The following is a 25,937-nucleotide window of genomic DNA, read 5'->3' on the forward strand; positions in this document are numbered from 1 at the left end:
CGGGTGTGGCCCACGTCACCCCGGGCGCCGGCGTCAGCGGTCCCGGCGCACCGCGGCGAGCAGCTCGGGCCCCCGCCGGTCGACGAGCGCACCGCCGGCCCGGACGCCGGCGACCACCTGCACGGCCCCGCCGCCGAGGGCCAGGGCGAGCGCCACGACGGCCGCCGCCGGCTGCCACACGACGCCGAGCAGGGCCGCGACCAGCGCGGGGAGGGCCAGCACGCCGGTGCCGAGCAGGACGAGGGACTGGGCCAGCGCCCCCGGCAGCGCGGCGCCGCTCGGCGACCCGAAGGGGCTCTCGTCGGCGGCCTGCGCCGGGTAGGGCCGGACGGCGGACAGCACCGACGACACGGCCGTGCCGGCGAGCAGGAGGGCCACGGCGGAGGCGAGGGAGCCCGCCGCCCAGGCGGCCTCGGCGACGGGGCCGTCCGGGCCGGGGCCGCCCGCCCCCGCGGCGCGCCCGGCGGCGACGGCGGCCGCGGCCCCGCCCAGGGCGACGGCGGCCGTCGTCGGCAGCGCCCACAGCAGCTGGGCCAGCACCCGCCCGGCGCGGTCGTCGACGCCGCGGACGCCGACGGCGAGGTGGGACCAGAAGGCCGGCCCGTCGAGGGCGACGTCGTTGTGGAGGGCCGTGCCGAGGACGAGACCGGCGAGGGCGCCGGCCGTCCACAGCAGCGGCACCGGCAGGGCGCCGGCCACCGCGAGGGCGCCGAGGCCGAGCGGCAGGAGCAGCCCCCCGGCCGCGGCGACGAGGTACCGCGGGTCCCGCCGCCAGTACCGCAGGCACCGCGCCGCGACGGCCCAGCGGGCGCCGTCGGGCAGGTGCGGGCCCCGCCCGTGCCGCCCGGGGGCGCGCCCGGAGGGAGCCTCCGCGCCGCCCGCCCCGGCGCGCCCGGCGAGCCGCCGCCCGAGGACGGCGGTCCACCCGACGAGCAGCAGCGCGAGGACGGCGGCCGCGAGCCCCAGCCGGAGCGCCGCCGTCCCGGCCGCGCCGGCGGCCACGTCGGCGCCGACGGCCCAGGCGAGGCCGGGCGGCGTCCACGCGAGGACGTCCACGAGGGCGCCCGGCCGCGGCACCGTGACGCCGCGGGCCGTCACGGCCGCGAGGGCGGGGCCCGCCGCGACGAGCGACAGGACGACGAGGACCGCGACGGCCTCCTGCGCCCGGCGGCGCGCGAGGACGACGGCGGCGGCCGCGGTGAGCAGGCGCCCGGCGGCCACCGCGGTGAGCACGCCCAGCACGCCGCCGAGCAGCCCGGCCGCGACGGCGGGCAGGCCCGCGGCCGCCCCGCGCCCGGCCCACGGCAGGGCCGACCCGAGGCCCACGACGAGCGTGAGGACCCCGGGCACCCCCACGAGCGCCGCGAGGAGGAGGCCCACGACGAGCCGGCGCGGCTCGACCGGCAGGGTCGCGAACCGGGCCGGGTCGAGGGAGGGGTCGACGCCGAAGGCGACGACCGGCACGACCGTCCACGCGAGCACGAGCACGGCGCCGCCGACGACGACGACGCCCCGCGCGACGTCGGCCGGCGCGGCCGCGAGCGCGGCCAGCCCGACGACGACGCCCGCCGTGACGCCGAGCCCGTAGAGGCCGCCGAGGACGAGGACGACGACGCGCCAGCGGTCGCGGCGCAACGACGCCGCCCACAGCGCCAGGCGCAGCCTCAGGACGACCGCAACCACGGCAGCCCTCCCCCGGGCGCCGCGCCGCCCGGTGCTCCCCCGGCGCCGGCGAGCTCGACGAACCGCTCCTCGAGCGTCCGGCCGCGCCGGACGTCGTCGAGCGCCCCGGCGGCGAGCACGCGCCCGTCGGCGACGACGGCGACGCGGTCGCACAGCCGCTCGACGAGCTCCATGACGTGGCTGGACAGGACGACGGTGCCGCCCCCGGCGACGAAGCCGTCGAGCAGCTCGCGGATGGCGCGGGCCGACAGCGGGTCCACCGCCTCGAAGGGCTCGTCGAGGACGAGCAGCCGTGGGGCGTGGACGAGCGCGCAGGCGAGCGCCACCTTCTTCGTCATGCCCGCCGAGTAGTCGACGACGACGCCCTCCGCGGCGTCGGCGAGGCCGAGGGCGTCGAGCAGCTGCTGCGTGCGCTCCTCCGCCGTCGCCCGCGGCAGGCCGTGCAGGAGCGCCGTCGTCCGGACGAGCTCGCGCCCCGAGAGCCGGTCGAACAGGCGCAGCCCGTCGGGCAGCACGCCGAGCAGCCGCTTGGCCGCCACCGGCCCGCGGCGCGGGTCCGCCCAGACGTCGTGGCCGAGGACCCGGACCGTGCCCCCGTCCGGGCGGAGCAGGCCCGTGGCCATGGACAGGGTCGTCGTCTTGCCCGCACCGTTGGGGCCCACGAGCCCGAGCACGGCGCCGGCGGGGACGACGAGGTCGACGCCGTCGACGACCGGCCGGCCGTCCGGGCGGCCGCCGAACCGCTTGACGAGCCCCACGAGCTCGAGGGCGGGGACACGGTCCTGCTCCTCGCCCGGCACCCGGCGACGCTAGCGCCGAAGCCCTTCTCTTCGGCACCGCGGGGCCCGAGGTTCGGTGTCCGGGAGGGTTTCCACCCGCCCGAGCGACGCCGTCGACCGGGTGGCCCCTCCCGGCGTGACGGGGACGAAGGCCCGCCTTACATTTCCGCCGTGGCGCGCGCGACGATCACCCCCCAGCAGCTGAGGGACCACGTCCTCACCCTGGGCGAGAAGCACCCCCCGATCTCCCTCGACAGCGTGGACCGGACGGTCCACGACGCCGTCGGCGTGCGGGAGACCTTCGGGCCGGTCATCGGCTACCTCTCCCGCGTGGAGCTCGAGGTGGACCGCAACGTCCTCGAGCTGCTCACGCTGCTCCCGGAGGTCGACGAGACGGACCGGCTCTTCTTCGCCGACGTCTGGCAGCCCCAGGAGATCCAGCACGGCCTCATCCTCGACCGGCTGCAGCAGGACCTCGGGATGGACCCCGCGGAGCCGAACACCACCGTCATCAGCCCCAAGGTCCGTGTGCTGGGCGCGCTCTCGCACCTGCGCCCGGTCCAGGAGGTGGCGCGGCTCCTCTACTACCTCACGGGCGCCGCGACCGAGCGATCCGCCGTCCTCGCCTACAACAAGCTCTCCGCCGGCCTCGAGGACATGGGCGAGCACGCCATCGCGCGCACCGTCGTCGCCCCCATCAAGCAGCAGGAGCCCGGCCACTTCGCCTACTACCGGCTCGCCGCGACCCAGATGGTGCAGGCCGGCGTCCTCAAGCCGTGGCAGGTCCGCCTCACCCAGGTCCTGCGCCGGCGCTCCTTCGCCCTCGTCGGCGTCAACAAGCCCGGCCAGGACGCCGACTACGGCCAGGTCGTCTCGACCCTCGGCCTCGAGGAGGACCTCGCCGGCTTCGCCCGCGACATCTCCCGCGTCGAGCGCGAGCTGCTGTGGGCGGGGCAGCGGGGCATGGAGGTGCCGGGGTACGTCCTCGCCGCCCTCAAGGACGCCGTGGGCGCCTACCGCGACCGCGTCGCGACGGGCGGGGCGGCGACCGCCTGACGGCCCCGCCCCACGGTGACGACGGAGGCTCTGCACGAGCGGCGGGATGGATCCCGTCCCCCGTGCAGAGCCTCTCGTCGTCCGGGCCTGCGCGCCGGGCGACTGACCGTGGCACCCGATCGGGGGTCGCCGCGTCCGGTCGGGTCCACGGTCGGCGTCGGGTGCGCTCTGGCACTGCCTCGGCGCCGTACGGCTGGGTCGCGCCGGGGTCGGAGCGCCGGCCTGACGTGCCGGCCGCGCACCCGGCGCCGTCCGCTCGTGCCCGCCCCGCCCCGCGCGCGGGGTGCCGCGTCGTGGTGGCCCCAAGGGCTCGGTGACCACCGCTCCGCGGCACTCGCCGGCCCCGCACGACTTTGCTGCCGACGTCGCACCGAGGGCCCCCTCATCGACGACTTCGCCGCCGACGTCGTCACCCGCGCCCGTTTCCCTCGACGTCGGCAGCGAAGTCGTCAGGAGCGGACCCTGGCGACGTCCCCGGGGGGCGTCAGGCGCGGTCGTACTGCGGGGGGCGGGTCACGGGGTGGCCCAGCTCGCGGGCGGCGCGCTCGGGCCAGCGGGGGTCGCGCAGGAGGGCCCGGGCGAGGAGGACGACGTCCGCCTGGCCCTGGGCGACGACCTGGGCCGCCTGGGCCGGGTCGCTGATCATGCCGACGGCGCCCGTGGGGACGTCCGCGCCGCGGCGGACCGCCTCGGCCAGGGGCACCTGGTAGCCGGGGGCGACGGGGATGTCCGCGCCCGGGACGGCGCCGCCGCTGGAGACGTCGACGAGGTCGACGCCGTGCTCGCGCAGCCACACCGACACCTGCACGACCTCGTCGAGGGTGAGACCGCCGTCGGCCCAGTCGGTCCCGGAGACGCGGACGACGACGGGGCGGCCCTCGGGCCAGGCGGCGCGGACGGCGTCGACGACCTCGAGGAGGAGGCGCGCACGCCCCGCGAGGTCGCCGCCGTAGCCGTCGGTGCGGGTGTTGGCCAGCGGCGAGAGGAACTGGTGCAGCAGGTAGCCGTGCGCCGCGTGGACCTCGACGACGTCGAAGCCGGCGGCCTCGGCGCGGCGGGTCGCGGCGGCGAAGTCGGCGACCACGCGGGCGAGGCCCTCGTCGTCGAGGGCGGTCGGCGTCGCGTAGCGGCCGAAGGCCACCGCGCTGGGGGCGACCGTCGTCCAGCCGCCCTCCTCGGCCGGCACCGAGCCCGTGCCGGGGGCGTCGAAGGGGCGGTACGTCGACGCCTTGCGGCCCGCGTGCGCGAGCTGGACGCCGACCCGGGAGCCCCGGGCGTGGACGAAGTCGACGACGCGGCGCCACGCGTCCGCCTGCTCGTCGGTCCAGATCCCCGCGTCCTGCGGGCTGATGCGGCCCTCGGGGCTGACGGCCGCGGCCTCGGTGAGGACGAGGCCCGCGCCGCCGACGGCGAAGGAGCCGAGGTGCACGAGGTGCCAGTCGTGGACGACGCCGGGGGCGCCGACCGGGTCGCACGAGTACTGGCACATCGGCGAGACCCAGATGCGGTTGGGCACCTCGAGGTCGCGCAGGCGGATCGGGTCGAAAAGCGTCGTCGTCACCTCGGCGCCAACCGCCGTCCCCGCCCGCGGCTTCCCCCGTCGTCCCGCCCGCCCGCGCGGACGACGGGTCAGGGCGTCGGCCGGTCTCCCGCGTCGTCGACCGCCGGCCGCCCGCCGCCGCGGCCCGCGGGGGTGCCGGCCGGCATCGCGTGGTGGACGCCGCCGTGGGGCCAGCGCCAGCCGCTGATCTCCTCCGGGTCCTCGCCGTGCTCGTAGGCGTGCTCGCGGGCACGGCGCCGGGCGTCCATGAGCCGCTGCCGGAGGGCGGCGTGCCGGGGCAGGAGGCCGGGCACGCGCTCGAGGACGTCCGCGGCCAGGCGGAAGCGGTCCATGTCGTTGGCGGACACCATGTCGAAGGGCGTCGTCGTCGTCCCCTCCTCGACGAAGCCGCGGACGTGGAAGCCGCCGTTGTTGGCCCGCCGGTAGGTGAGCCGGTGCACCAGCGCCGGGTAGCCGTGGAAGGCCATGACGACCGGCCGATCGCGGGTGAAGACGGCGTCGAACTCGGCGTCCGGCATGCCGTGCGGGTGCTCGCTGGCGCTCTGCAGCCGCATGAGGTCGACGACGTTGACGAAGCGGACGCGCAGCCGGGGCAGGTGCGTCCGCAGGAGGTCGACCGCGGCGAGCGCCTCGAGCGTCGGCACGTCGCCCGCCGCCGCGACCACGACGTCGGGCTCCTCGCCCTCGTCCGAGCTCGCCCAGTCCCAGATGCCGAGGCCCCGGGCGCAGTGCTCGACGGCCTCCTGGACGGGCAGGTAGTCGTGGACCATCTGCTTGCCAGCGACGACGACGTTGACGTAGTGCTCGCTGCGCAGGACGTGGTCCATCGTCGACAGGAGCGTGTTGGCGTCCGGCGGCAGGTAGATCCGCGAGATCTCGGCCTTCTTGGTGGCCACGTGGTCGAGGAAGCCCGGGTCCTGGTGCGAGAAGCCGTTGTGGTCCTGGCGCCACACGTGGCTCGACAGGAGGTAGTTGAGCGAGGGCAGCGGGTCCCGCCAGGGCAGCTGCCGGGTCACCTTCAACCACTTCGCGTGCTGGTTGAGCATGGAGTCGACGATGTGGACGAAGGCCTCGTAGCTCGTGAGCACGCCGTGCCGCCCGGTCAGCAGGTAGCCCTCGAGCCAGCCCTGGACGAGGTGCTCGCTGAGGACCTCCATGACGCGGCCGGACGGGCGCATCCGGTCGTCGTCCGGGTCGCCCTTGCCGGCCCACGCCCGCCCGACCGCCTCGACGACGGCCTGCAGCCGGTTGCTGGCCACCTCGTCGGGGCCGAAGAGCCGGAAGGTCGTCGGGTTGTCGACGGCGACGCGGGCCAGCCAGTCGCCGAGCACCGTGGTCGGCGAGTGCATCGTCTCGCCCGGGCCGCGGACCTCCACGGCGTGGTCGCGGAAGTCCGCCAGGCGCAGCGGCCGCGACACGGACCCGCCGTTCGTCCGCGGGTTGGCGCTCATGGGCCGCCGGGGCACGAGGTCCAGGAGGTCCTGCTGCGGCCGGCCGTCGGCGTCGAAGAGCTCCTCGGGCCGGTAGGAGCGCATCCACTCCTCGAGACGTCGGCGGTTCTCGTCGTCGCCGCGCACCTCGCTGATCGGCACCTGGTGGGCGCGCCAGGTGCCCTCGACCCGCTCGCCGTCGACCTCCGCCGGCCCGGTCCAGCCCTTCGGCGTCCGCAGGACGAGCAGCGGCCACCGGGGGACGTCGTCCGTGCCGACGACCTCGTGGTCGTCGTCCCCCGCCCGCCCGCGGGCCCGCGCCTGGATGGCCGCGATGCCGTCGAGGCAGCCGTCGAGCGCCGCGGCCAGCCGGCGGTGGACGTCGGCGGACGTCTCGCCCTCGTGCGGCCCCTCGACGACGACGGGCGCGTAGCCGCGCCCGCCGAGGTGGGCCACGAGGTCGTCGTCGGAGAGCCGGGCCACCGTCGTCGGGTTGGCGATCTTCCAGCCGTTGAGGTGCAGCACCGGCAGGACCGCGCCGTCGCGGGCGGCGTCGACGAAGGCCACCGACTGCCACGAGCCCGCGAGCGGCCCCGTCTCCGCCTCCCCGTCCCCGACGACGCAGAAGACGACGAGCCCCGGGTCGTCGAAGGCGGCCCCGTGCGCGTGGGCGAGGGAGTAGCCCAGCTCGCCGCCCTCGTGGATCGACCCGGGCACGTCCGCGGCGACGTGGCTGGGGATGCCGCCGGGGAAGCTGAACTGCCGGAACAGCTTCCCCATGCCGGCCGCGTCGCGGGAGACGTCGGGGTAGACGTCGGTCCACGTGCCCTCGAGCCAGGTGCTCGCCACCACCGCCGGTCCGCCGTGCCCGGGGCCGGTGACGAAGATCGCCTCGAGGTCCCGCTCCCGCACGCAGCGGCTCGCGTGGGCCCACAGGAGGTTGAGGCCCGGCGTCGTGCCCCAGTGGCCGAGCAGGCGGGGCTTCGTGCTCGCCGCGGCCAGCGGCCGGGTCAGGAGCGGGTCGTCGCCCATGAGGTAGATCTGCCCGACCGCGAGGTAGTTGGCGGCCCGCCACCAGCGGTCCAGCCCCTCCACCTCGGCGTCGTCCAGCTGCCGCGTGCTCGCCTGCGTCGTCACCACCACGGGCCCAGCGTGGGGGCGCGGGCAGCGCAGCACCCGTCGAGGTGCGCCCCGCGCCCGCGCCCCGCACGGTGGGAGAGCAGGTCGGACCTCGAGCCAGCAGGGGCCGACGGCACCAGTCAACGGAGGACCACGTGCGAGCACTTGTCTACAACGGGCCGAAGGACGTCGCGGTCGTCGACGTCCCCGACGCGAGGGTCGAGGCGCCGACGGACGCCGTCGTCCGCATCACGACGACCAACATCTGCGGCTCCGACCTCCACATGTACGAGGGTCGGACCGACATCGAGACCGGCCGGATCTTCGGGCACGAGAACATGGGCGTGGTGGAGGAGGTCGGCTCCGGCGTCACGCGCCTGAAGAAGGGCGACCGCGTCTCGCTCCCCTTCAACATCGCCTGCGGCCACTGCCGCAACTGCATGCGCGGGCGCACCGCCTTCTGCCTCGAGACCAACCCCGGGACGGCCGGCGCGGCGTACGGCTTCGCCGACATGGGGCCCTACCAGGGCGGCCAGGCGGAGTACCTCCGGGTGCCCTTCGCCGACTTCAACGCGCTGCACCTGCCCCAGGGCACGGAGCACGAGAACGACTTCACGATGCTGTCGGACATCTTCCCGACCGGCTGGCACGGCGTGGAGCTGTCGGGCATGGAGCCCGGCGACTCCGTCGTCGTCATGGGCGCCGGTCCCGTCGGCCTCATGGCCGCGCTGTCGGCGCAGGTGCGCGGCGCGAGCGTCGTCTACGTGGTCGACCGGGCGCCGGACCGCCTGGCCCTGGCGGAGAAGATGGGCGCCGTCGCGGTCGACGACAGCAAGGGCGACCCGGTCGAGCAGATCATGGAGCTCACCGACGGCGTCGGCACCGACCGCGGCGTCGAGGCCGTGGGCTGGCAGGCCCACGACCACACGGGGGTCGAGAAGCCGGGCACGACGATCGAGACGCTCGTCCAGTCGGTCCGGGCCACCGGCGGCATCGGCGTCGTGGGCGTCTTCGTGCCGGAGGACCCGGGCGCGGCCACCGAGGAGGCCAAGGAGGGGCGCTTCGCGTTCCCCTACGGCGACTTCTGGTTCAAGGGGCTGTCCATGGCCACGGGCCAGGCGAACGTCAAGGCCTACAACCGGCAGCTGCGCGACCTCATCATCACCGGCAAGGCCTCCCCCGGCAGCATCGTCAGCCACGAGCTCGGCCTCGCCGACGCCGTGGACGCCTACAAGAACTTCGACGAGCGCGTCGACGGCTGGACCAAGGTCCTGCTCCACCCGTGACCACGACGACGCCCGACGAGCCCACGCGGCTCCGGCGCGGCGTCACCGGGCCCCTGCTCCTGGTCTTCGTCCTCGGGGACGTGCTGGGGGCAGGGGTCTACGCGCTCGTCGGGGTCATCGGCGCGCAGGTCGGCGGGGCCGTCTGGCTCCCGCTGCTCCTCGCGCTCGGGATGGCCCTGCTGACGGCCGCCTCCTACGCGGAGCTCGTGACGAAGTACCCGCGGGCCGGGGGCGCGGCCGTCTTCGCCCAGCGCGCCTTCGGCCGGCCCGCCGTCTCCTTCGTCGTCGGGTGGTCGATGCTCGCGGCCGGCGTGACGAGCGCCGCCGGGCTGGCCGTGGCCTTCGGCGGCGACTACCTCGCACCCTTCCTCGACGCCCCGCCCGTGCTCGTCGCCGTCCTCTTCCTCCTCGTCGTGGCGCTCGTCAACGCCCGCGGCATCAAGGAGTCCCTGGGTGCGAACGTCGCCATGACGGTCGTCGAGGTGGGCGGCCTCGTCCTCGTCGTCGTGCTCGGCGCCGTCGTGCTCGGCCGGGGCGACGGCGACCCCGGCCGCGCGCTCGAGCTGCGGCCGGACGTCTCGCCGTGGGCCGCGGTCCTCGGGGCGGCGCTCGTCGCCTTCTACTCCTTCGTCGGCTTCGAGACCTCGGCCAACCTCGCCGAGGAGGTCAAGGACGTCCGGCGGGTCTACCCGCGGGCGCTCTTCGGCTCCCTCCTCGTCGCCGGCGTCGTCTACCTGCTGGTGGCCGTGTCGGCCGTGGCCGTCCTGCCGCCCGACGAGCTCGGCGAGACGACGGGGCCGCTGCTCGCCGTCGTCGAGCGGGCCGACGCCGGGGTGCCCTCGTGGCTCTTCGCCGCCGTCGCCCTCGTGGCGGTCGCCAACGGCGCGCTGCTCACCATGATCATGGCGAGCCGGCTGACGTACGGCATGGCGCAGGAAGGGCTGCTGCCCGCGGTGCTGGGGCGCACGCTGCCCGGGCGCCGCACGCCGTGGGTGGCCATCGTGGTGACCACCGCGGCGGCCGTGGTCCTCACCCTCGTCGGCAGCCTCGAGACGCTGGCGAGCACCGTGGTGCTCCTGCTGCTCGTGGTGTTCGTCAGCACCAACCTGGCGGTGCTCGTCCTGCGACGGGACGCCGTGCCGCACGAGCACTTCCGGGCGCCGACCGCCCTGCCGGTCCTCGCGCTCGTCTCCTGCGCCGTGCTCCTCACGCAGCAGCCGGCGCAGAACTGGCTCATCGGCGGCGCGCTCGTCGCCCTCGGCGTCGTCGTCCACCTGCTGACGCGCTCGCGGAGCGGGCGGAGCGCCCCTTCCCGCGCGTCCTGAGCGCCCACCCGGCGGGCGCGTCGGACGGCGCGCCCGCAGGGTGGCCGCATGGCACCCGCCCCGTCCCCCGCCGTCCGGACCGCCCCGTGAGCCGCGACCTGGTGCTGACCGTCGTCGGCGCCGTCCTCGTGGCCCTCGGCGTCCTCTTCACGCTGCAGGGCGTCGGCCTCGTGGGGGGCAGCCCCATGACCGGCGACCCCTTCTGGGCGGCGGCCGGCCCGGTCATCGCCCTCGTCGGGCTGTACCTCGCCGTCGTCCGGCGGGTGGGGCGCCGCTGAACGACGCCGCCGGCGCCAGGGTCAGCGGCGCGGCGGCACCGCGTGGCGCTCGAGGTCGGCGGCGGCCACGACGTCGTCGTGCTCCTCGCGCGCCTGCGCCAGCAGCCCGTCGGTCGACGGGTAGCGCGAGGAGTAGTGCGTGAGGACGAGCCGCCGGGCCCCCGCCTCCCGGGCGAGGCGGCCGGCCTGCCGCGCCGTGAGGTGGCCGTAGGTGCCCGCCAGCGCCTCCTCGGCGTCGGCGAAGGTGGCCTCGCAGAGCAGCAGGTCGGCGCCCTCGGCCGCCCGCAGCGCGCCGTCGCACCAGCGGGTGTCCTCGACGACGGCGGCGACCTGCCCCGGTCGGGGGGCGCTGACGTCCTCGAGCCGCACCTCGCCGTCCACGGTCCGCAGCGTGCCCTCGGCGAGGAGGCGGCCGACGTCGGGACCGGCGACGCCCCGGGCCGCCAGCCGCTCCGGGAGCATGCGGCGCCCGTCGGGCTCGACGAGGCGGTAGGCGCACGCGGGGACGCGGTGGTCGAGCGCCACGGCGTGCAGGACGGCACCGCCCACGCGCAGCGGGGCGCCGTCGGGACCGGTCACCGGGCCGTCGGCCGCCACGGAGCACGGCACCGCGAGCGCCCCGGCGTGGGCGGACGCCCCCACCAGGTGCTCGACGAGCGGGGCGGCCGGGGCCGGGAAGACGAGCGGCACCGGGGTCGTCAGGCCGTCGACGGCCCGGCGCTGCAGGACGCCGGGCAGGCCGAGGACGTGGTCGCCGTGCTCGTGCGTGAGGGCGATCACGTCCACCGCGGACCCGGGGACGCCGGCGAGCAGCATCTGGCGCTGCGTCCCCTCCCCCGGGTCGACAAGCAGGCCCTCGCCGTCCCAGCGCAGGACGTGGCCCGAGTGGTTGCGGGTCCGCGTCGGGACGGCGGAGGAGGTCCCCAGGACGACGAGCTCGCGGGCCGGCACCCCGCGACGCTAGGCCAGGACGTCGGGGCGGGCGCCGGCGGCGTCAGCCCACGAGGAACTCCCCCGTGAGCAGGTAGGCACCGGCGTCGGCGAGCAGGAGCACGGCCACGAGCAGCAGCGCCGCCGTGACGAGGTGCCGCACGGCGGGCCGGGCCCGCGCCCAGGCGCGCTCGAGCCACCGGACGACGGGCTCGTGGGCGCCGCGGAGCACCGCGACGAGGAGGACGACGAGCGGCAGCTGGGCGACGACCGACCACAGCAGGTGCGCCGCGACCACGCCCGGCCAGGCGTCGGCCCGCGCGGCGAGCACGACGACGGCGAGGAAGGTCGGGTCGAGGACGGCGGCGAGGGCCCACGCCGTGCTCGCGCCGAGGAGCGCCGCCGTCCCCGGGCGGGTGCGGCGCGGCTTGCCGGGCCGCGGGCGGCGGTCACGCAGCCGCAGGACGGCCCAGACCGCGAGGACGACCGCGAGGACGACCTCCACCGCCGCCGCGAGCGGGCCGTCGGGCAGCAGCGAGAGGACGTCGAGCTCGTCCGCCCGGACGCCGAGCACCAGGGGCAGGACGGTGCCGAGGACGACGCAGCCCAGCACCGACACCCCCGCGAAGAGGACGGCGCCGCCCCGCGACGCCCCCGCCGCGAGCGCCGCGCCGAGCAGGAGGGCGCCCGCGGGGTCGAGCCCGGCCAGGCCGAGGCCCGCCGCGGCGAGGAGGAGGCCGGCCACGCGCGGAGGCTAGGGCGTCCACGCCCTCGCGGCCGCCGGGCGGGGCCGCGGGCGCCGACCTAGCGTGACGGGGCCGCCGCAGGAGCGGCGTGCGAGCGCGAGGAGGACCCGTGGCAGCGGTGGAGCAGACGGACCGGGCGGAGTACGTCGTCGTCGGCGGCGGGATGGTGGCCGACGCGGCCGCCCGCGGCATCAGGGACCGTGACCCGGACGGGCGGGTGCTCGTCCTCGGCGACGACGTCGACCCGCCGTACACGCGGCCGGCGCTGTCGAAGAAGCTCTGGATCGACCCGGACTTCACCGAGGCCGACAACGACTGCGGCACGGCCGCGGACACCGGCGCCGAGGTCCGCACGGGTGTCCGCGTCACGGCCGTCGACACCGCCGCGCGGACGGTGACGACCGACGCGGGCGACGTCGTCGGCTACGGCTCCCTGCTCCTGGCCACGGGCGGGCGGCCCTCGAGCGGACCCCTCGAGCCCGGCCCGCGCGTCATCGCCTTCCGGACGGCGCAGGACTACCGGGACCTGCGGCAGCTGGCCGGCGACGGGCGGCACGTCGTCGTCGTGGGCGGCAGCTACATCGGCACGGAGATCGCCGCGGCGCTCGCGCAGAACGACACGCGGGTGACCCTCGTCATGCCGGACGAGGTCCTGGGCGCGTCGATGTTCCCGCCGCGCCTCGCCGAGCACTTCCAGCGCATGTTCGCGGGCGCCGGCGTCACCCTGCGGCCGGGCACGCGGGTGACCGGCGGCACCGCGGGCGACGACGGGGTCGAGGTCACGCTCGACGACGGCAGCACCCTCGCCGCCGACGCGGTCGTGCTCGGCCTCGGCATCACGCCGTCGACGGAGCTGGCCGAGGCCGCGGGGCTCGCGGTGGACGACGGCGTCGTCGTCGACGGGACGCTGCGCACCTCGGACCCGCACGTGTTCGCCGCGGGCGACGTCGCGCAGTACCGCGACCCGCTGCTGGGCGTCACGCGGGTCGAGCACGTCGACAACGCGAAGACCATGGGGCAGGCCGTCGGCGAGCTCATGGCCGGCCGGACCGAGCCCTACGACCACACGCCGTTCTTCTACTCGCAGGTGCTCGGCACGCGGTACGAGGCCGTCGGCACCCTCGACGGCTCGGCGCGGACGGTCGAGGACTGGGCCACCGACGCCGGCCCGGAGGGCGAGGGGGTCGTCTACTACCTCGACGAGGACGGCCGCGTCACCGGCGTGCTGCTGTGGGACGTCGCCGAGCGGGTCGAGCAGGCGAAGGAGGTCCTCGCGGACCGGGCGCCGCAGACCGAGGAGCAGCTGCGCGGGCGGATCACGGCCGGCTGACCCTGCCGACGACGAAGGGCCCCGACCGTCCGGTCGGGGCCCTTCGTCGCTGTGGAGGTGCCGGGAATCGAACCCGGGTCCGTCGTCTTGTTGCCAGGGCTTCTCCGGGTGCAGCCTGCTCGGGAGTTTCTCGGCCCCGGCGGTCGCGCAGGCGCGCCGCCGACCCGGGCCCAGCCGTCTTGGTGTCGGTGCGGCCCCGACGGCGAGGACCGCACCCAGTGGCTCTCTAGCTGATGCCGGTTACTGAGTCGAGAGCACGCTCAGACCGACAGACCTCGGATCCTCGCTCAGGCGGCGAGGGCGAAGTCGGTGCGCTTGGAATCGGCACCTATAGGTTTGCAAGGAGCGTTCACGAGTTGACCTTGCATCCTCGACCCGCTTCCCCTGGCGCGGAGAACGACGTCGAAACCTGTCACCCCCTGTGGAGTTGTCGCCCGCCACCGAGGTGGCCGGCCCCGCCGCCGACCACGAGGGCCTGCTGCGGGACGCCGAGCGTACCCCTGACAACCACGGCGGGGCACCCCCTCTTCCCGCCGCCGCCCGACGGGCGGATCGTCACGGGCCTGCCTACGGTCCCCCGCGTGAGCGCAGCCGGCAGCCGTCAGTGGACCCTCCTCGCCCGCCCGCAGGGCCACCTCCGTGACGGGGACGTCCGTCTCGACGAGGTGCAGGTGCCCGACCCGGGCCCGGGCGAGGTGCGGGTGCGCAACACCTGGCTGTCGGTCGACCCGTGGACCCGCAGCCAGATGGACGAGGCGCCCACGTACGTGCCGTCCTTCCCGCTCGGCTCGCCGGTCGAGGCGGAGGCCGTCGGCGTCGTCGAGGCGGTGGGCGTCGGCGTCGAGGGCGTCCACGAGGGCGACGAGGTGCTGCACGGGAAGGGCTGGCGCGAGGTGTCGCTCGTCGACGCCGCCGACGCGCGCGTGCTGGACACCTCCGTCGTGCCGGCCCAGACGTGGCTGGGCGTCCTCGGGACGACCGGGCTCACGGCGTACGTGGGCCTCCTCGACGTGGCCGGCTTCCGCGAGGGCGACGTCGTCCTCGTCTCCGGGGCCGCCGGCGCCGTCGGGTCGGTGGCCGGGCAGGTCGCGCGGCTCCGGGGGGCCTCGGCCGTCGTCGGCCTGGCCGGGACGCCGGAGAAGGTGCGCTGGCTGCTCGACGACGCCGGCTTCACCGCCGCGGCCGACTACCACGACGCCCCGCCGGAGCAGCTGCTCACCGACCTGCTGCCGGGCGGTGCGGACGTCTACTTCGACAACGTGGCCGGGCCGACGCTCGAGGCGGCCATCCCCCGGATGCGCACCCACGGCCGGATCGCCCTGTGCGGAGCCATCTCCGGGTACGGCTCGACGGACGAGCCGGCGGGGCCCAGCACCTTCCACCTGGCCCGCGGCAAGCGGCTCACGATGCGCGGCTTCCTCGTGGGCGACCACCTCGACCGCACGGACGCCTTCGTCGCCGACATGACGCGGTGGATCGCGGCCGGTGAGCTCGCCCACCGCGAGACCGTCGTCGACGGCGTCGAGGCCACCTACGAGGCGCTGCGCGGGCTCCTCGCCGGCGCCAACACCGGGAAGATGCTCGTCCGGCTCCCCTCCGGGGCCTGACGCGGCGGTGCCCGGTCGCCCGCAGGACGACCGGGCACCACCCGTGGGGAGAGGGCGTCAGCGCGCGGCGGCGAGCCCCGCCTCGACGAGCGGGCGCACCTGCGTGCCCAGGAGCTCGATGCTCCGGAGCACCTCGTCGTGCGGCAGCGTCCCGACGCTGACGTGGAGGAGGAAGCGGTCGATGCCGAGCGACGCCCGCATGGCGAGCACCTTGTCGGCGACGGCCTGCGGGTCGCCCAGCACGAGCGAGCCCGACGGCCCGCGCATCTGGTCGAAGGCGCCGCGCGTCATGTCGCCCCACCCGCGCTCGGCGCCGAGCTTCGACATCGCGACGGCGTAGGACGGGTAGTACGCGTCCGCCGCCGCGTCCGTCCGGTCACCGACGAAGCCGTGCGCGTGCACGGCCAGGGGCTGCGGGTCGTGCCCGGCCTCCGAGAGCGCCCGGCGGTGGAGGTCGGCCAGCGGGGCGAAGCGTGCGGGCTGGCCCCCGATGATGGCGAGCGCCATCGGCAGGCCGAGCAGGCCGGTCCGGACGGCGGACTCGGGGTTGCCGCCGACACCCACCCACACGGGCAGCGGGCGCCCCTCGGTGCGCGGGTGCACCTCGGCGCCGCGGAGGGCGGGACGGTGGCGACCGCGCCACGTGACGGGGCCGGTCGAGTGCCCCGACTCCCGGATCGCGAGCAGCAGCTCGAGCTTCTCGGCGAAGAGCTCGTCGTAGTCGCGCAGGTCGTACCCGAAGAGCGGGAAGGACTCGGTGAACGAGCCGCGGCCGGCGATGACCTCGGCCCGCCCCTGCGACAGCAGGTCGAGCGTGGCGAAGTCCTGGTGCACGCGGACGGGGTCGTCCGACGACAGCACGGTGACGGCGCTCGTGAGCCGGATGCGTGACGTCCGCGCCGCGGCCGCCGCGAGGACGACGGCGGGCGACGACGCCGCGAAGTCGGCCCGGTGGTGCTCCCCCACGCCGTAGACGTCGAGCCCGACCTGCTCGGCGAGCTCGACCTCCGCGACGACCTGCCGGAGCCGCTCGCCGTGGCCGACGAGCGTGCCCGTCGACGGGTCCGGGTAGGTCTCGGCAAAGGTGGTGATGCCCAGCTCGACGCCGCCCCGCTGCGTCCCGTCCGCCACGGTCACTCCCCCCGCCGGACGCGCAGCGAGATGGCGCGCTGCGCCTCCCGGGTGTCCTGGCGCTCGCGCAGCGTCTGCCGCTTGTCCCAGTGCTTCTTGCCCTCGGCGAGGGCGATCTCGACCTTCGCGCGCCCGCCGAGGAAGTACAGCTGCAGCGGGATGCACGTCATGCCGCCCTCGCGCACCTTCGCGTCGAGCTTCTGGATCTCCAGCTTGTGCAGGAGGAGCTTGCGACGCCGGCGCACCGGGTGGTTGGTCCAGGTGCCCTCGGTGTACTCGGGGATGTGGACGTGCTCGAGCCACGCCTCCCCCCGCTCGACCGAGACGAAGCCGTCGACGAGCGAGGCGCGCCCGGCGCGCAACGACTTCACCTCGGTGCCCGAGAGGACGAGGCCGGCCTCCCACGTGTCGGTCAGCGTGTAGTCGTGGCGGGCGCGGCGGTTGGTGGCGACGACGGACCGGCCGTCGTCACCGCGCCGGGCCTTGGCCGTCGACGTCTTGTGCCCTGCCCTCGCCACGTCTCCTCCTCCTGCGGTACGGGTCCCGCCCGCACCGGGGCGGGGACGACGCGACCGCCGGCGGCCTCTCGGCCACCGGCGGTCGCGGTCTGGTGCTCAGCCTAGGCGGGCGCTCAGACCCAGTTCATCGGGTTCACGGGCGACCCGCTGACGCGGACCTCGAAGTGCACGTGGCAGCCGGTGGAGCCGCCGGTCGTGCCCTCGTAGCCGATGACCTCGCCGCGCTGCACCGAGCCGGACCGCTTGGTGAAGGACTGCATGTGGGCGTAGGCCGTGGCGACCTGCTGGCCGCGGAGCGTCCCGTGGTTGATGACGGTGATGTTGCCGTAGCTGCCGTTGTAGCCGGCCGACACGATCTCGCCGTCCTCGGCCGCGAGGACCGGGGTGCCGCAGCCGGCCGCGAAGTCCTGGCCGTTGTGCATGCGCATGTAGCCCTTGATCGGGTGCATGCGCATGCCGAACGGCGAGGAGATGCGGCCGGCCGGCCGCAGCAGCGTCCCGCCGGTGTCGGCCCGCGTGCTGCGGCTGACGGCCGGCGGCGACGAGAGGCGGTCGGCGGACGAGGACGACGACCCGGCGCCGGAGGACGCGGCGCGGGCGGCCTCCTCGGCGGCACGGCGCTCGGCGTCGCGGCGGGCCTCGACCTCGGCGATCTCGCGGAGCTGGTCGCCCAGCTCGTCCGACTCGCGCTGGAGCTCGGCGAGACGCGCCTCCTCCTCGGCCTGCCGCGACTCGATGGTCGAGACGGCGGCCTGCTGGCGGGCGGCGAGCGCCTCGACCTCGGCCTTGCGGGCGGCCGCGTCCTCCGCGGCCTGCGTGGCGACGTCGAGCTGCTGCTCGGCCTCGGCGCGCAGCGCCTCGACCTGCTCGGCGACGGCGGTGAGGCGGGTCGTGGCGCTGCGGCGCACGGCCTCGTCGGTGCTCAGCTCGGCGAGCGCGTCGGCCTCGGCCTCGGACAGGCCGGAGACGGCCGCCGAGCGGGAGGCGAACTCGTCGGGGCTGGTCGAGCCCATGGCGATGGCGAGCCCCTGCGGGGTCCGGCTGCTGCGGTACGCCGACGCCGCGATCCGGCCGAGCGACGTGTGCGAGTCCGCCATGGCCTGCTCGGTCTCCGCGACCGACTCCCGGGCCGCCGTCATCGCCGTCTGCGACGCGGTGAGCCGCTGGGCGAGGTCGTCGGCCGCGGCCTGCGCCTCGGCCTGCACGCGGGCCGCGAGGTCCGCGGCGCGCTGGGCGCCGGGCAGCTGCTCCTGGACGGCCGCGTACTCGGCGTAGGCGGACGTGAGCTCGTCCGACGTGCCGACGAGGTCCTCCTGCAGCGCGTGGAGGGCCGAGTCGACGGCCTTCTTGTCCGCCGTGGCCGACTCGCTCGTCGTGCCCGGCGTCGGAGCCGCCCAGACGGGCGCCGACGGGGCGAGGGAGACGGCCAGGGCCAGGCCGAGGGCGGTCGCGGTCGGCCGCAGGCAGCGGCGGCGCCCGGTGGCCCCGGCGGCGGGGGCCGCGGACGGGGTCGACGTGGGGGCAGGGGTGCGCATGCGGTCAGACCTTCAGGTAGCGGGACAGGGACACGAGCGACGCGACGCTCGCCATGACGACGCCGCCGAGGAGCAACCAGGGAGCGGTCGCCCACACGTCGGCGGTGGTGATGTAGTCGAACGCCGGGACCTGCTGGGCGGCCCAGCCGGTCACGCCGTAGTGCACCCCGAGCAGGAGCGCGCCCGTGGCCAGCACCGCCCCGAGGGCGACGGCGATGACGCCCTCCAGCAGGAACGGCAGCTGGAGGACGGCGCTGGAGGCACCCACCAGGCGCATGATGCCCGTCTCGCGGCGCCGGTTGAAGGCGGCGAGCCGGATCGTGGTCCCGATGAGCAGCACCGCGGCGACCAGCATGATTCCCGCGAGGGCCAGGGAGGCGGCGGTCAGGCCGTTGAGGACGTCGAAGAAGGGCTCCAGCACCTCGCGCTGGTCGACCACCTGCTCGACGCCCGTCTGGCCCGTGAAGCTGTCGCTGATGACCGCGAACTCCTCCGGGTCCTGCAGCCCCACCCGGAAGGACTCGGGCAGCTGCTCGGGCGTCACCGACGCGCTCAGCTGCTCGCCGGCGAACTGCTCCTGGAACTGCGCGAAGGCCTCCTCGCGCGTCTCGAACTCGACCTCGGAGACGTACTCCGACAGCGGCGGCGAGGTGAGCGCGCCCTCGATGGCCGCCTTGTCCTCGTCCGTGGCGGCGCCGGCGCAGCTCGCGGAGGAGCTGTCCTGCGTGCAGAGGAAGATCGACACCTGGACGCGGTCGTACCAGTCGCCCTGCATGGTGCGGACCTGCTGCTGCATGAGCGCCCCGGCGCCGACGAAGGTCAGCGACACGAAGGTCACGAGGACGACGGAGATCGTCATCGCGAGGTTGCGGCGCAGGCCGATGCCGATCTCCGAGAGGATGAACGCGAGCCTCATGCCGTCGCGCCCCGTCCCTCGTCGTCGTCCTCGTCGGCCTCGACCGGCGGCGGCACCACCGGCATCGTCCCGGTGACGTAGCCGCCCTGGCGCTCGTCGCGCACCACGCGGCCGTCCACGAGCTCGACGACGCGCTTGCGCATGCTGTCGACGATGTCGTCGTCGTGCGTGGCCATGACGACCGTCGTGCCGCGGCCGTTGATGGTCTCGAGCAGGCGCGTGATGCCGAGGCTCGTCGTCGGGTCCAGGTTCCCGGTGGGCTCGTCGGCCAGGAGGATCGCGGGACCGCCGGCGACGGCGCGGGCGATGGCCACGCGCTGCTGCTCGCCGCCGGACAGCTCGTGCGGGAGCCGCCCGCCCTTGCCGTCGAGGCCGACGAGCTCCAGCACCTCCGGCACCGTGGCGTTGATGGCGGCGCGCGAGCGGCCGACGACCTGGAGGGCGAAGGCGACGTTCTGGTGGACCGTCTTGCCCGGCAGGAGGCGGAAGTCCTGGAAGACGACGCCGATCTGGCGGCGCAGGTGCGGCACCTTCCAGCTCGAGAGACGGCCCAGCTCCTTGCCGGCCACGTGGACGACGCCGGACGTGGCCGCCTCCTCCTTCAGCACGAGCCGGAGGAAGGTCGACTTCCCCGAGCCGGAGGCGCCCACGAGGAACACGAACTCACCGCGCGCCACCTCGAGGTCGACGGCGTCGAGGGCGGGGCGCGCGGTGGGGTCGTAGGTCTTCGTGACGTGGTCGAAACGGATCACTCGTCGTCCAGCGGGGCCGGGTCTCGGGGGCGGTGTCGTGTGCTGCGGGCGGTCGCCCGCAGGTCCTCGTGCGTCGCGTCGGGTCCTGCGTGGGGTCCGCGCGCACGGCGCACGGCATCCCGGCCGCGAGCACCATACGTCGTGAGGTCCCGCATCCCGAACTTCTCCTCCCGGCGAGTCACCGTCCGTACAGGCATCGGCACGCTCCGCGATCGACCTGAGACCGAGGTCCACCCGTCCGGAGCAGCGCCGGACGGCCCTGCGGGGCCGGACGGGTGGCAGCCCACCACCCGTCCGGGCCTGCGGGCGACCACGGCGGGACGCCGGTGGACGATGTCCTGCGCCGTCCCGCCGGTGGACGGCGTGCGGTCAGGCGTCCTGCTTCTCCTCCTGGCGGCGCCACCGGATCCCCGACTCGAGGAAGCCGTCGATGTCGCCGTCGAAGACCGCCGTCGTGTTGCCGACCTCGTGCTCGGTCCGCAGGTCCTTGACCATCTGGTACGGGTGCAGCACGTAGGAGCGCATCTGGTTGCCCCAGCTGCCGGCGTCGGCGCCCTTGAGGGCGTCGAGCTCGGCCTGGCGCTCGGCGCGGGCGCGCTCGAGCAGCCGGGCCTGGAGCACGCGCATGGCCGCCGCCTTGTTCTGCAGCTGGCTCTTCTCGTTCTGGCAGGACACGACGATGCCGGTCGGCAGGTGCGTGAGGCGCACGGCCGAGTCCGTCGTGTTGACGCTCTGGCCGCCGGGGCCCGACGAGCGGAAGACGTCGACGCGCAGCTCGTTCTCCGGGACCTCGACGTTGTCGGTCTCGGCGACGAACGGCAGGACCTCGACGCCCGCGAAGGACGTCTGGCGGCGGCCCTGGTTGTCGAAGGGCGAGATCCGCACGAGCCGGTGCGTGCCCTGCTCGACGGACAGCGTCCCGTAGGCGTAGGGGGCCGCGACCCGGAAGGTGGCCGACTTGATGCCGGCCTCCTCCGCGTAGGAGGTGTCGTAGACGTCGGTGCCGTAGCCGTGGCGCTCGCTCCAGCGCAGGTACATGCGCAGCAGCATCTCGGCGAAGTCGGCGGCGTCGACGCCCCCGGCCTCGGCGCGGATCGTGACGATGGCCTCGCGCTCGTCGTACTCCCCCGACAGCAGCGTGCGGACCTCGAGCTGGGCCAGCGCCGTGCGCAGGGTCTCGAGCTCGCGGCCCGCCTCGGCCATCGTCTCGTCGCGCTCGGCGCCCTCGGCGTCCTCGGCCATCTCGACGAGGACCTCGAGGTCGTCGAGGCGGTCGCCGAGCTTCTCGAGCCGCTCGACCTCGGACTGGGCGTGCGACAGGCGGCTCGTCACGCCCTGCGCGCGGGCGACGTCGTCCCACAGGTCGGGGGCGACGGCCTCCTCGGACAGCTCGCGGATCGTCTGGCGGAGCCGGTCGAGGTCGCTGACCTCGACGATCGAGGCGTAGGTCGACCTCAGGTCGCGGATCTCGGCGGGGAAGTCGACGGCAGCCACGGCAGCCGACCCTACGCCGCCCCTGCGCCGCCCGAGGCCGGCCCGCCGTGCCGCCCGCGCGGGACGGCCGTGCCGCCCGCGCGGGACGACCTCAGGTGAAGAGGCCGCCGCCCCCGCCGCCGGTGCCGCCGGACGGCACCTCGGGGCGCCCCTCGCTGGGCTGGACGACGACGAAGCCCGGCCCCGAGAAGACGTACTGGAAGGCCTCGCCCGTGCCGCCCCGCAGGACCGACCGCGCGTTGAGGCTGCTGCGCACGGTCGGCACGAGGCCGGCCGACCACGCGACCGCCGACTGCAGGTCCACCGACGTGGGCTGCTCGGCGCAGTCGAGGAGGACGGGAGGGCCGTCGCTCGTGAGCGCCACGGTGCCGTGGCCGCCGATCTGGAGGGTGAAGAGGCCGCCGGTGAGGGTGCCGGCGCCCTGGACGCGGGTGACGTCCCAGTCGAGGTCCGCGTCGAAGGCCAGGACGTTGCTGCCGTCGACGCAGATGGCGTCGCCCTCGAGCTCGACGGTGAAGACGTCCTCGGCACGGCGGGCGAGGAAGACCTCGCCCCGGCCGGAGCACCGCATGAGCGGCGTGTCGGCCGACGAGACGAGGCGGCGCACGAGGCGTCCGACGCTCCCGGAGCCCTCGTGGTCGAAGCGGACGTCGCCCTGGAAGGCGACCATCGACCCCTTCGCCGCGAGGACGTCGGGGCCCAGGACGACCCGGGCCATCTTGTCGTTCTGACGGGTCCAGCGGGCCGCCGTCTGCTGCTCGGCGTGCCGGGGGTCGAAGAGGTGGCTGCGCACGGCCGGACGCTAGCGCCGGACGGGCGCGCGAGGGGGGCGGACGACGACGGGCCCTCCCCCGGGTGGGGAGGGCCCGTCGGTCGTGCTGGGGGCGGTCGGGGACGGCCGGGCGGTCAGGCGCGGGCGAGGACGGCGACGCCCTCGGCCCGGCGCCGGGCGGCGACGGCCCGGTCGGCGGCCCGCTCGGCCCGGCGCTCGGCTCGGTCGGCGGCGCGACGGGCGAGGGCGTCGGCGAGCCGGCGCTCGTCCCGGGCACCGCGCAGCGCGCGCGCCGCGACGGCGGACCCGCGGTCGGCGGGCCCGACGAGGCGGAGCAGGACGCCGGCGGTGTCGGGCAGGGGTGGGGCGGTGGTGCGTGCGGTCATGGCGAGGTCTCCGGGGGTGCGGGTGCGACGGCGCGGGTGGGCCGCGGGCACGTCGGGACGGTGGCGGTGCTGCCGGACGCCGGTGGCGTCCGGGCGGGCGACGGCCCGGCGGGCGTGCCGCCGGGCCGTCGCGTCAGGCGACGACGGGGTGCTTGCGGGGACGGCCGCGGGGCCGCTTGCGGGCGACGACGGCGCCGCCGTCGAAGATCTCCCCGCCCCAGACGCCCCACGGCTCGCGCCGGACCAGGGCGCCGGCGAGGCAGGCCTCGCGCAGCGGGCACGGGGCGCAGGCGGCCTTGGCCGCCTCGAGGGCGGCGGGGGCCTCGGCGAACCAGAGGTCGCCGTCGCCGTCCCGGCAGGGCACGGCGGCGAGCTCGTCCGTCGCGCCCGCGTCGAGGTCGGCGACGGGGCGCTCGAGCATGGTCGTGAGGTGCACGGCTTCTCCAGGTGGTGCGTCCCGCGGCCCGGGGTGACCAGGCGCAGCGGGGGCGGGGCGAGGGGCTGGAGGAGCCGTGGCACGGACGAGGCCGCGGCTCCCGGGATCGGGAGCCGCGGCCTCGGCAGGGGCCTCGCGCCTGGCCGGGGGCCTAGGCGGTGGGGGTCCTGCCGGGGTCGGGGCCCCCGGTGGGGGTCCGGTCGAGCACGTTCTGGACGGGGAAGGGGCGCTGGTGGTCGCCGCGCTCGCGGTGACCGCCGGCGAAGGGGACGCCGCCGGGCGCCGCGAAGCCCTCGAGGGGCGTGCGACGGCCGACCTGCGGACGGAGCTCTCCCCCGGTCACCGGACCCGTGGACCCGAGGAACGGGCCCTCCACGAGGGCGGGGGCCGGCGCCGCGGACGGCACGGGGAGGCGGTAGGCGCAGGGGGCCACGACGGGGGCGGTGCCGGGCGTCGTCACGGTCGTCGTGCTCACCACGGGGACCACCTCCTCACCTCTCGCGCGCCCGGGGTGCGTCCCGGGGGCGTCGCTCTCGCTGCCGACGCAGACGCTAGGGGCACCCGTCGACGGCGCACAACGTCTTTTTCCGCGGCGACCCGCGCAGGGCCCCGCGCGCCCCCTCCTAGGGGTGCTCGGCCGGCCCGTCGGGGGGGGCGGGGGCATCCCCCGCGAGGACGGCGAGGACGGCCTCGCCGTAGCGCTCGAGCTTGGCCGGGCCGATCCCGGCGATGCCGGCGAGGTCGGCCGTGGCCGCGGGCCGCGCCTCGGCGACCGCGACGAGCGTGGCGTCCGTGAAGACGACGTACGCGGGCACCTTGGCCTCGGCGGCCGTCCGGGAGCGCCACTCGCGCAGCGCCTCGAAGGTGGCCTCGTCGTAGGTGGCCGGGCAGCTCTCGCACCGCCCGGTCTTGCGGGCGGCCGCCGTCGTCAACGGCTCCCCGCACGTGCGGCACCGGCTCAGCTGCGCGCCGCGCCGCTTCCGCTCCGCCCTCGTCCCGCCGCGGGCCCCCGCGCCGCGGGCGGCGTCGGCGGCCGAGGCGGGCCGGAGCCCGTCGAGGAAGCGGGACGGCTTGCGCGACGCCCGCCCGCCCGGCGTGCGCGACAGCGTCCACGAGCAGACGAGGCGCTCGCGGGCCCGCGTCACGCCGACGTAGAGCAGGCGGCGCTCCTCCTCGACGGCGTCGGCGTCGTCCGCGGCGAAGCTGATGGGCATCAGCCCCTCCGACAGGCCGACGAGGACGACCGTGTCCCACTCCAGGCCCTTGGCGGCGTGGAGCGAGGCGAGGGTGACGCCCTCGACGGTGGGAGCGTGCTGCGCGGCGGCCCGCTCGTCGAGCTCGGCGACGAGCTGCGGCAGCCGGTCGTCCGGACGGGCGGCGGCGACGTCGTCCGCCAGCGCGACGAGCGCCTGCAGCGACTCCCAGCGCTCGCGGACGGCGCCCGAGCCCTCGGGGGCGCGCTCGGCCCACCCGGCCCCGGACAGCACGTCGCGGACCACGGCGCCCAGCGGCTGCGCCCCGTCGTCCGAGCGCGCCGCCCCGCGCAGGAGGAGGACGGCGTCGCGCACCTCCTTGCGGGCGAAGAAGCGCTCGCCGCCGCGCAGGAGGTAGCCGATGCCGCGGGCGGCGAGCGCCTGCTCCAGCGGCTCGGACTGGCTGTTGGTGCGGAAGAGCACCGCGACCTCGCTGGCCGCGTGGCCCTGCGCGAGGAGGTCGGCGACCCACGCGGCCACGCGGGCGGCCTCGGCGTCGTCGTCGGCGTTCTCCCAGAACTCCGGCGCGGGGCCGGCGGGCCGCTGGGCGACGAGCTCGACCCGCGCGCGCGTGGCGGCGCGGGGGGCGCGGTCGAGGAGCCCGTTGGCGAGGGCGACGACCTGCGGCGTGGACCGGTAGTCGCGCACGAGGCGGACCGTCCGCGTGCCGGGGTGACGGCGGTCGAAGTCGAGCAGGTGGCGGGGGTCGGCCCCGGCGAAGGAGTAGATGGTCTGGCTGGCGTCGCCGACGACGCAGAGGTCGTCCCGCTCCCCGAGCCACAGCTCGAGGAGGCGCTGCTGCAGGCCGCTGACGTCCTGGTACTCGTCGACGACGAGGTGGCGGTACTGCTGGCGGACGGCGCGCGCGACGTCCGCCCGCTCCTCGAGCACCCCGACGGTGAGCAGGAGGACGTCCTCGAAGTCGATGACCCCGCGGTCGGTCTTGACCTCCTCGTACCCGCGCATGACCCGTGCGGCGGCGAGGTGGTCCAGCCCCGCGGGGGCCGGGCGGCCGCGGCGGCGCGCCTCCTCCGGGTAGGCGTCCGGCGTGAGCATGCCGACCTTGGCCCACTCGACCTCGGCGGACAGGTCGCGGACGGCGGCCCGGTCCACCCGCAGCCGCAGGCGCGACGCGGCCTGGGCGACGAGCCCGGCCTTGTGCTCGACGAGCGGCGGCAGCGCCCCGCCGACGGCCTGCGGCCAGAAGTACTGCAGCTGGCGCAGCGCGGCGGCGTGGAAGGTGCGCGCCTGCACGCCGGGGACGCCGAGGTCGCGCAGCCGGGTGCGCATCTCGGCCGCCGCGCGGGCGGTGAAGGTGACGGCGAGGACCTGCGTGGGCTGCCAGGCCCCGGCGAGCGCGCCGTGGGCGATGCGGTGCGTGAGCGCCCGGGTCTTGCCGGTGCCCGCGCCGGCGAGGACGCGGACCGGCCCCGAGAGCGCCCGGGCGACCTCCCGCTGCTCGGGGTCGAGCGCCTCGAGGACGGCGTCGGCGTCGAGCGGGGCGTCGCTGGTGGTCCGGGCGCTGTTCATGGCGCGCCCATGCTCGCACCGCCCGCCGACGCCCCGCGCCGACGCCCGCGCCGCGGTGGATGACGCGCGCGCCGTCGCGCGTTG

Annotated in this window: 23 protein-coding genes and 1 other RNA gene; 6 read left to right on the forward strand and 18 right to left on the reverse strand. The window is 76.4% G+C overall.

What is annotated here, in order from left to right:
- Window positions 1-33 precede the first annotated feature (33 nt).
- Both EDC03_RS07430 and EDC03_RS07435 read right to left on the reverse strand, forming a co-directional pair.
- On the reverse strand, window positions 34-1,683 hold the full coding sequence (locus EDC03_RS07430) for a hypothetical protein (RefSeq protein WP_123379556.1): 1,650 nt from the start codon (window positions 1,681-1,683) through the stop codon (window positions 34-36).
- Complete coding sequence (locus EDC03_RS07435) at window positions 1,665-2,483, reverse strand: ABC transporter ATP-binding protein (RefSeq protein WP_123379557.1); 819 nt, start codon at window positions 2,481-2,483, stop codon at window positions 1,665-1,667. The genes EDC03_RS07430 and EDC03_RS07435 overlap by 19 nt, the downstream gene beginning before the upstream one ends.
- Window positions 2,484-2,633: 150 nt before the next feature.
- Here EDC03_RS07435 and EDC03_RS07440 point away from each other — a divergent pair, with 150 nt between their 5' ends.
- Entirely contained in the window at window positions 2,634-3,518 is an 885-nt protein-coding gene (locus tag EDC03_RS07440; RefSeq protein ID WP_123379558.1) for a GTP-binding protein LepA, read from the forward strand.
- Between the two features lie 484 nt (window positions 3,519-4,002).
- Here EDC03_RS07440 and EDC03_RS07445 read toward each other — a convergent pair whose 3' ends face one another.
- On the reverse strand, window positions 4,003-5,079 hold the full coding sequence (locus tag EDC03_RS07445) for an NADH:flavin oxidoreductase/NADH oxidase (protein ID WP_123379559.1): 1,077 nt from the start codon (window positions 5,077-5,079) through the stop codon (window positions 4,003-4,005).
- Window positions 5,080-5,147: 68 nt separating this feature from the next.
- Window positions 5,148-7,649: a phosphoketolase family protein gene (locus EDC03_RS07450; RefSeq protein ID WP_123379729.1), complete on the reverse strand. Its 2,502-nt coding sequence runs from the start codon at window positions 7,647-7,649 to the stop codon at window positions 5,148-5,150.
- Between the two features lie 134 nt (window positions 7,650-7,783).
- On the opposite strand from EDC03_RS07450, the gene EDC03_RS07455 reads away from it, so the two are divergent.
- The 3 genes from EDC03_RS07455 (at window position 7,784) to EDC03_RS07465 (ending at window position 10,517) form a co-directional block, all read left to right on the forward strand.
- Window positions 7,784-8,914: a glutathione-independent formaldehyde dehydrogenase gene (locus EDC03_RS07455; protein WP_123379560.1), complete on the forward strand. Its 1,131-nt coding sequence runs from the start codon at window positions 7,784-7,786 to the stop codon at window positions 8,912-8,914.
- The gene (locus EDC03_RS07460) at window positions 8,911-10,239 is read left to right on the forward strand and encodes an APC family permease (protein WP_123379561.1); all 1,329 of its coding nucleotides are present in this window, start codon (window positions 8,911-8,913) and stop codon (window positions 10,237-10,239) included. The genes EDC03_RS07455 and EDC03_RS07460 overlap by 4 nt, the downstream gene beginning before the upstream one ends.
- 86 nt (window positions 10,240-10,325) lie before the next feature.
- Window positions 10,326-10,517, forward strand: a complete 192-nt coding sequence (locus EDC03_RS07465; protein WP_123379562.1) for a hypothetical protein — start codon at window positions 10,326-10,328, stop codon at window positions 10,515-10,517.
- A gap of 21 nt (window positions 10,518-10,538) precedes the next feature.
- On the opposite strand, the gene EDC03_RS07470 is transcribed toward EDC03_RS07465, so the two are convergent.
- Complete coding sequence (locus tag EDC03_RS07470; protein ID WP_123379563.1) at window positions 10,539-11,468, reverse strand: ribonuclease Z; 930 nt, start codon at window positions 11,466-11,468, stop codon at window positions 10,539-10,541.
- A 43-nt stretch (window positions 11,469-11,511) separates the two neighbouring features.
- Window positions 11,512-12,192 (reverse strand): hypothetical protein, encoded by a 681-nt coding sequence (locus EDC03_RS07475; protein WP_123379564.1) that lies wholly within the window; start codon window positions 12,190-12,192, stop codon window positions 11,512-11,514.
- Window positions 12,193-12,302: 110 nt separating this feature from the next.
- Here EDC03_RS07475 and EDC03_RS07480 point away from each other — a divergent pair, with 110 nt between their 5' ends.
- Entirely contained in the window at window positions 12,303-13,523 is a 1,221-nt protein-coding gene (locus EDC03_RS07480; RefSeq protein WP_199720021.1) for an NAD(P)/FAD-dependent oxidoreductase, read from the forward strand.
- 49 nt (window positions 13,524-13,572) lie between these two features.
- On the opposite strand, the gene ssrA is transcribed toward EDC03_RS07480, so the two are convergent.
- Window positions 13,573-13,943, reverse strand: a transfer-messenger RNA (tmRNA) gene (ssrA, locus tag EDC03_RS07485).
- 161 nt (window positions 13,944-14,104) lie between these two features.
- Here ssrA and EDC03_RS07490 point away from each other — a divergent pair.
- Complete coding sequence (locus EDC03_RS07490) at window positions 14,105-15,130, forward strand: NADP-dependent oxidoreductase (protein ID WP_123379565.1); 1,026 nt, start codon at window positions 14,105-14,107, stop codon at window positions 15,128-15,130.
- A gap of 57 nt (window positions 15,131-15,187) precedes the next feature.
- Here EDC03_RS07490 and EDC03_RS07495 read toward each other — a convergent pair whose 3' ends face one another.
- From EDC03_RS07495 to EDC03_RS07545, 11 genes are all read right to left on the reverse strand, one after another.
- Window positions 15,188-16,261: an LLM class flavin-dependent oxidoreductase gene (locus tag EDC03_RS07495; RefSeq protein ID WP_199720022.1), complete on the reverse strand. Its 1,074-nt coding sequence runs from the start codon at window positions 16,259-16,261 to the stop codon at window positions 15,188-15,190.
- A 2-nt stretch (window positions 16,262-16,263) separates the two neighbouring features.
- Window positions 16,264-16,779: an SsrA-binding protein SmpB gene (smpB, locus tag EDC03_RS07500; protein WP_123379566.1), complete on the reverse strand. Its 516-nt coding sequence runs from the start codon at window positions 16,777-16,779 to the stop codon at window positions 16,264-16,266.
- A 113-nt stretch (window positions 16,780-16,892) separates the two neighbouring features.
- Window positions 16,893-18,314 carry a M23 family metallopeptidase gene (locus EDC03_RS07505; RefSeq protein ID WP_123379567.1) on the reverse strand — a complete coding sequence of 474 codons (1,422 nt, stop codon included), beginning with the start codon at window positions 18,312-18,314 and terminating at the stop codon, window positions 16,893-16,895.
- 4 nt (window positions 18,315-18,318) lie between these two features.
- Window positions 18,319-19,230, reverse strand: coding sequence for a permease-like cell division protein FtsX (gene ftsX / locus EDC03_RS07510; protein WP_123379568.1), 912 nt, complete (start codon window positions 19,228-19,230; stop codon window positions 18,319-18,321).
- A complete protein-coding gene (gene ftsE / locus EDC03_RS07515; RefSeq protein ID WP_123379569.1) occupies window positions 19,227-19,982 on the reverse strand; it encodes a cell division ATP-binding protein FtsE in 756 nt (251 codons plus the stop codon). The genes ftsX and ftsE overlap by 4 nt, the downstream gene beginning before the upstream one ends.
- 369 nt (window positions 19,983-20,351) lie before the next feature.
- Complete coding sequence (gene prfB / locus EDC03_RS07520; RefSeq protein ID WP_123379570.1) at window positions 20,352-21,476, reverse strand: peptide chain release factor 2; 1,125 nt, start codon at window positions 21,474-21,476, stop codon at window positions 20,352-20,354.
- A gap of 91 nt (window positions 21,477-21,567) precedes the next feature.
- Window positions 21,568-22,269, reverse strand: coding sequence for an AIM24 family protein (locus tag EDC03_RS07525; protein ID WP_123379571.1), 702 nt, complete (start codon window positions 22,267-22,269; stop codon window positions 21,568-21,570).
- Between the two features lie 113 nt (window positions 22,270-22,382).
- Window positions 22,383-22,634, reverse strand: coding sequence for a hypothetical protein (locus EDC03_RS07530; protein WP_123379572.1), 252 nt, complete (start codon window positions 22,632-22,634; stop codon window positions 22,383-22,385).
- Between the two features lie 133 nt (window positions 22,635-22,767).
- The gene (locus EDC03_RS07535; RefSeq protein WP_123379732.1) at window positions 22,768-23,055 is read right to left on the reverse strand and encodes a WhiB family transcriptional regulator; all 288 of its coding nucleotides are present in this window, start codon (window positions 23,053-23,055) and stop codon (window positions 22,768-22,770) included.
- A gap of 166 nt (window positions 23,056-23,221) precedes the next feature.
- Window positions 23,222-23,548, reverse strand: coding sequence for a hypothetical protein (locus tag EDC03_RS07540; protein ID WP_158674231.1), 327 nt, complete (start codon window positions 23,546-23,548; stop codon window positions 23,222-23,224).
- A gap of 145 nt (window positions 23,549-23,693) precedes the next feature.
- Window positions 23,694-25,853: an ATP-dependent DNA helicase UvrD2 gene (locus EDC03_RS07545; protein WP_123379574.1), complete on the reverse strand. Its 2,160-nt coding sequence runs from the start codon at window positions 25,851-25,853 to the stop codon at window positions 23,694-23,696.
- Between the last annotated feature and the right edge of the window lie 84 nt (window positions 25,854-25,937).

Origin of the sequence: Pseudokineococcus lusitanus, from assembly GCF_003751265.1 — a bacterium.
Taxonomy (GTDB): domain Bacteria; phylum Actinomycetota; class Actinomycetes; order Actinomycetales; family Quadrisphaeraceae; genus Pseudokineococcus; species Pseudokineococcus lusitanus.

Excerpts from the sequence above, each read along its gene's own strand:
- EDC03_RS07505 (WP_123379567.1), bottom strand. The coding sequence starts at position 18,314 with ATGCGCACCCCTGCCCCCACGTCGACCCCGTCCGCGGCCCCCGCCGCC.
- ftsX (WP_123379568.1), bottom strand. The coding sequence starts at position 19,230 with ATGAGGCTCGCGTTCATCCTCTCGGAGATCGGCATCGGCCTGCGCCGC.
- EDC03_RS07530 (WP_123379572.1), bottom strand. The coding sequence starts at position 22,634 with ATGACCGCACGCACCACCGCCCCACCCCTGCCCGACACCGCCGGCGTC.
- EDC03_RS07535 (WP_123379732.1), bottom strand. The coding sequence starts at position 23,055 with ATGCTCGAGCGCCCCGTCGCCGACCTCGACGCGGGCGCGACGGACGAG.
- EDC03_RS07545 (WP_123379574.1), bottom strand. The coding sequence starts at position 25,853 with ATGAACAGCGCCCGGACCACCAGCGACGCCCCGCTCGACGCCGACGCC.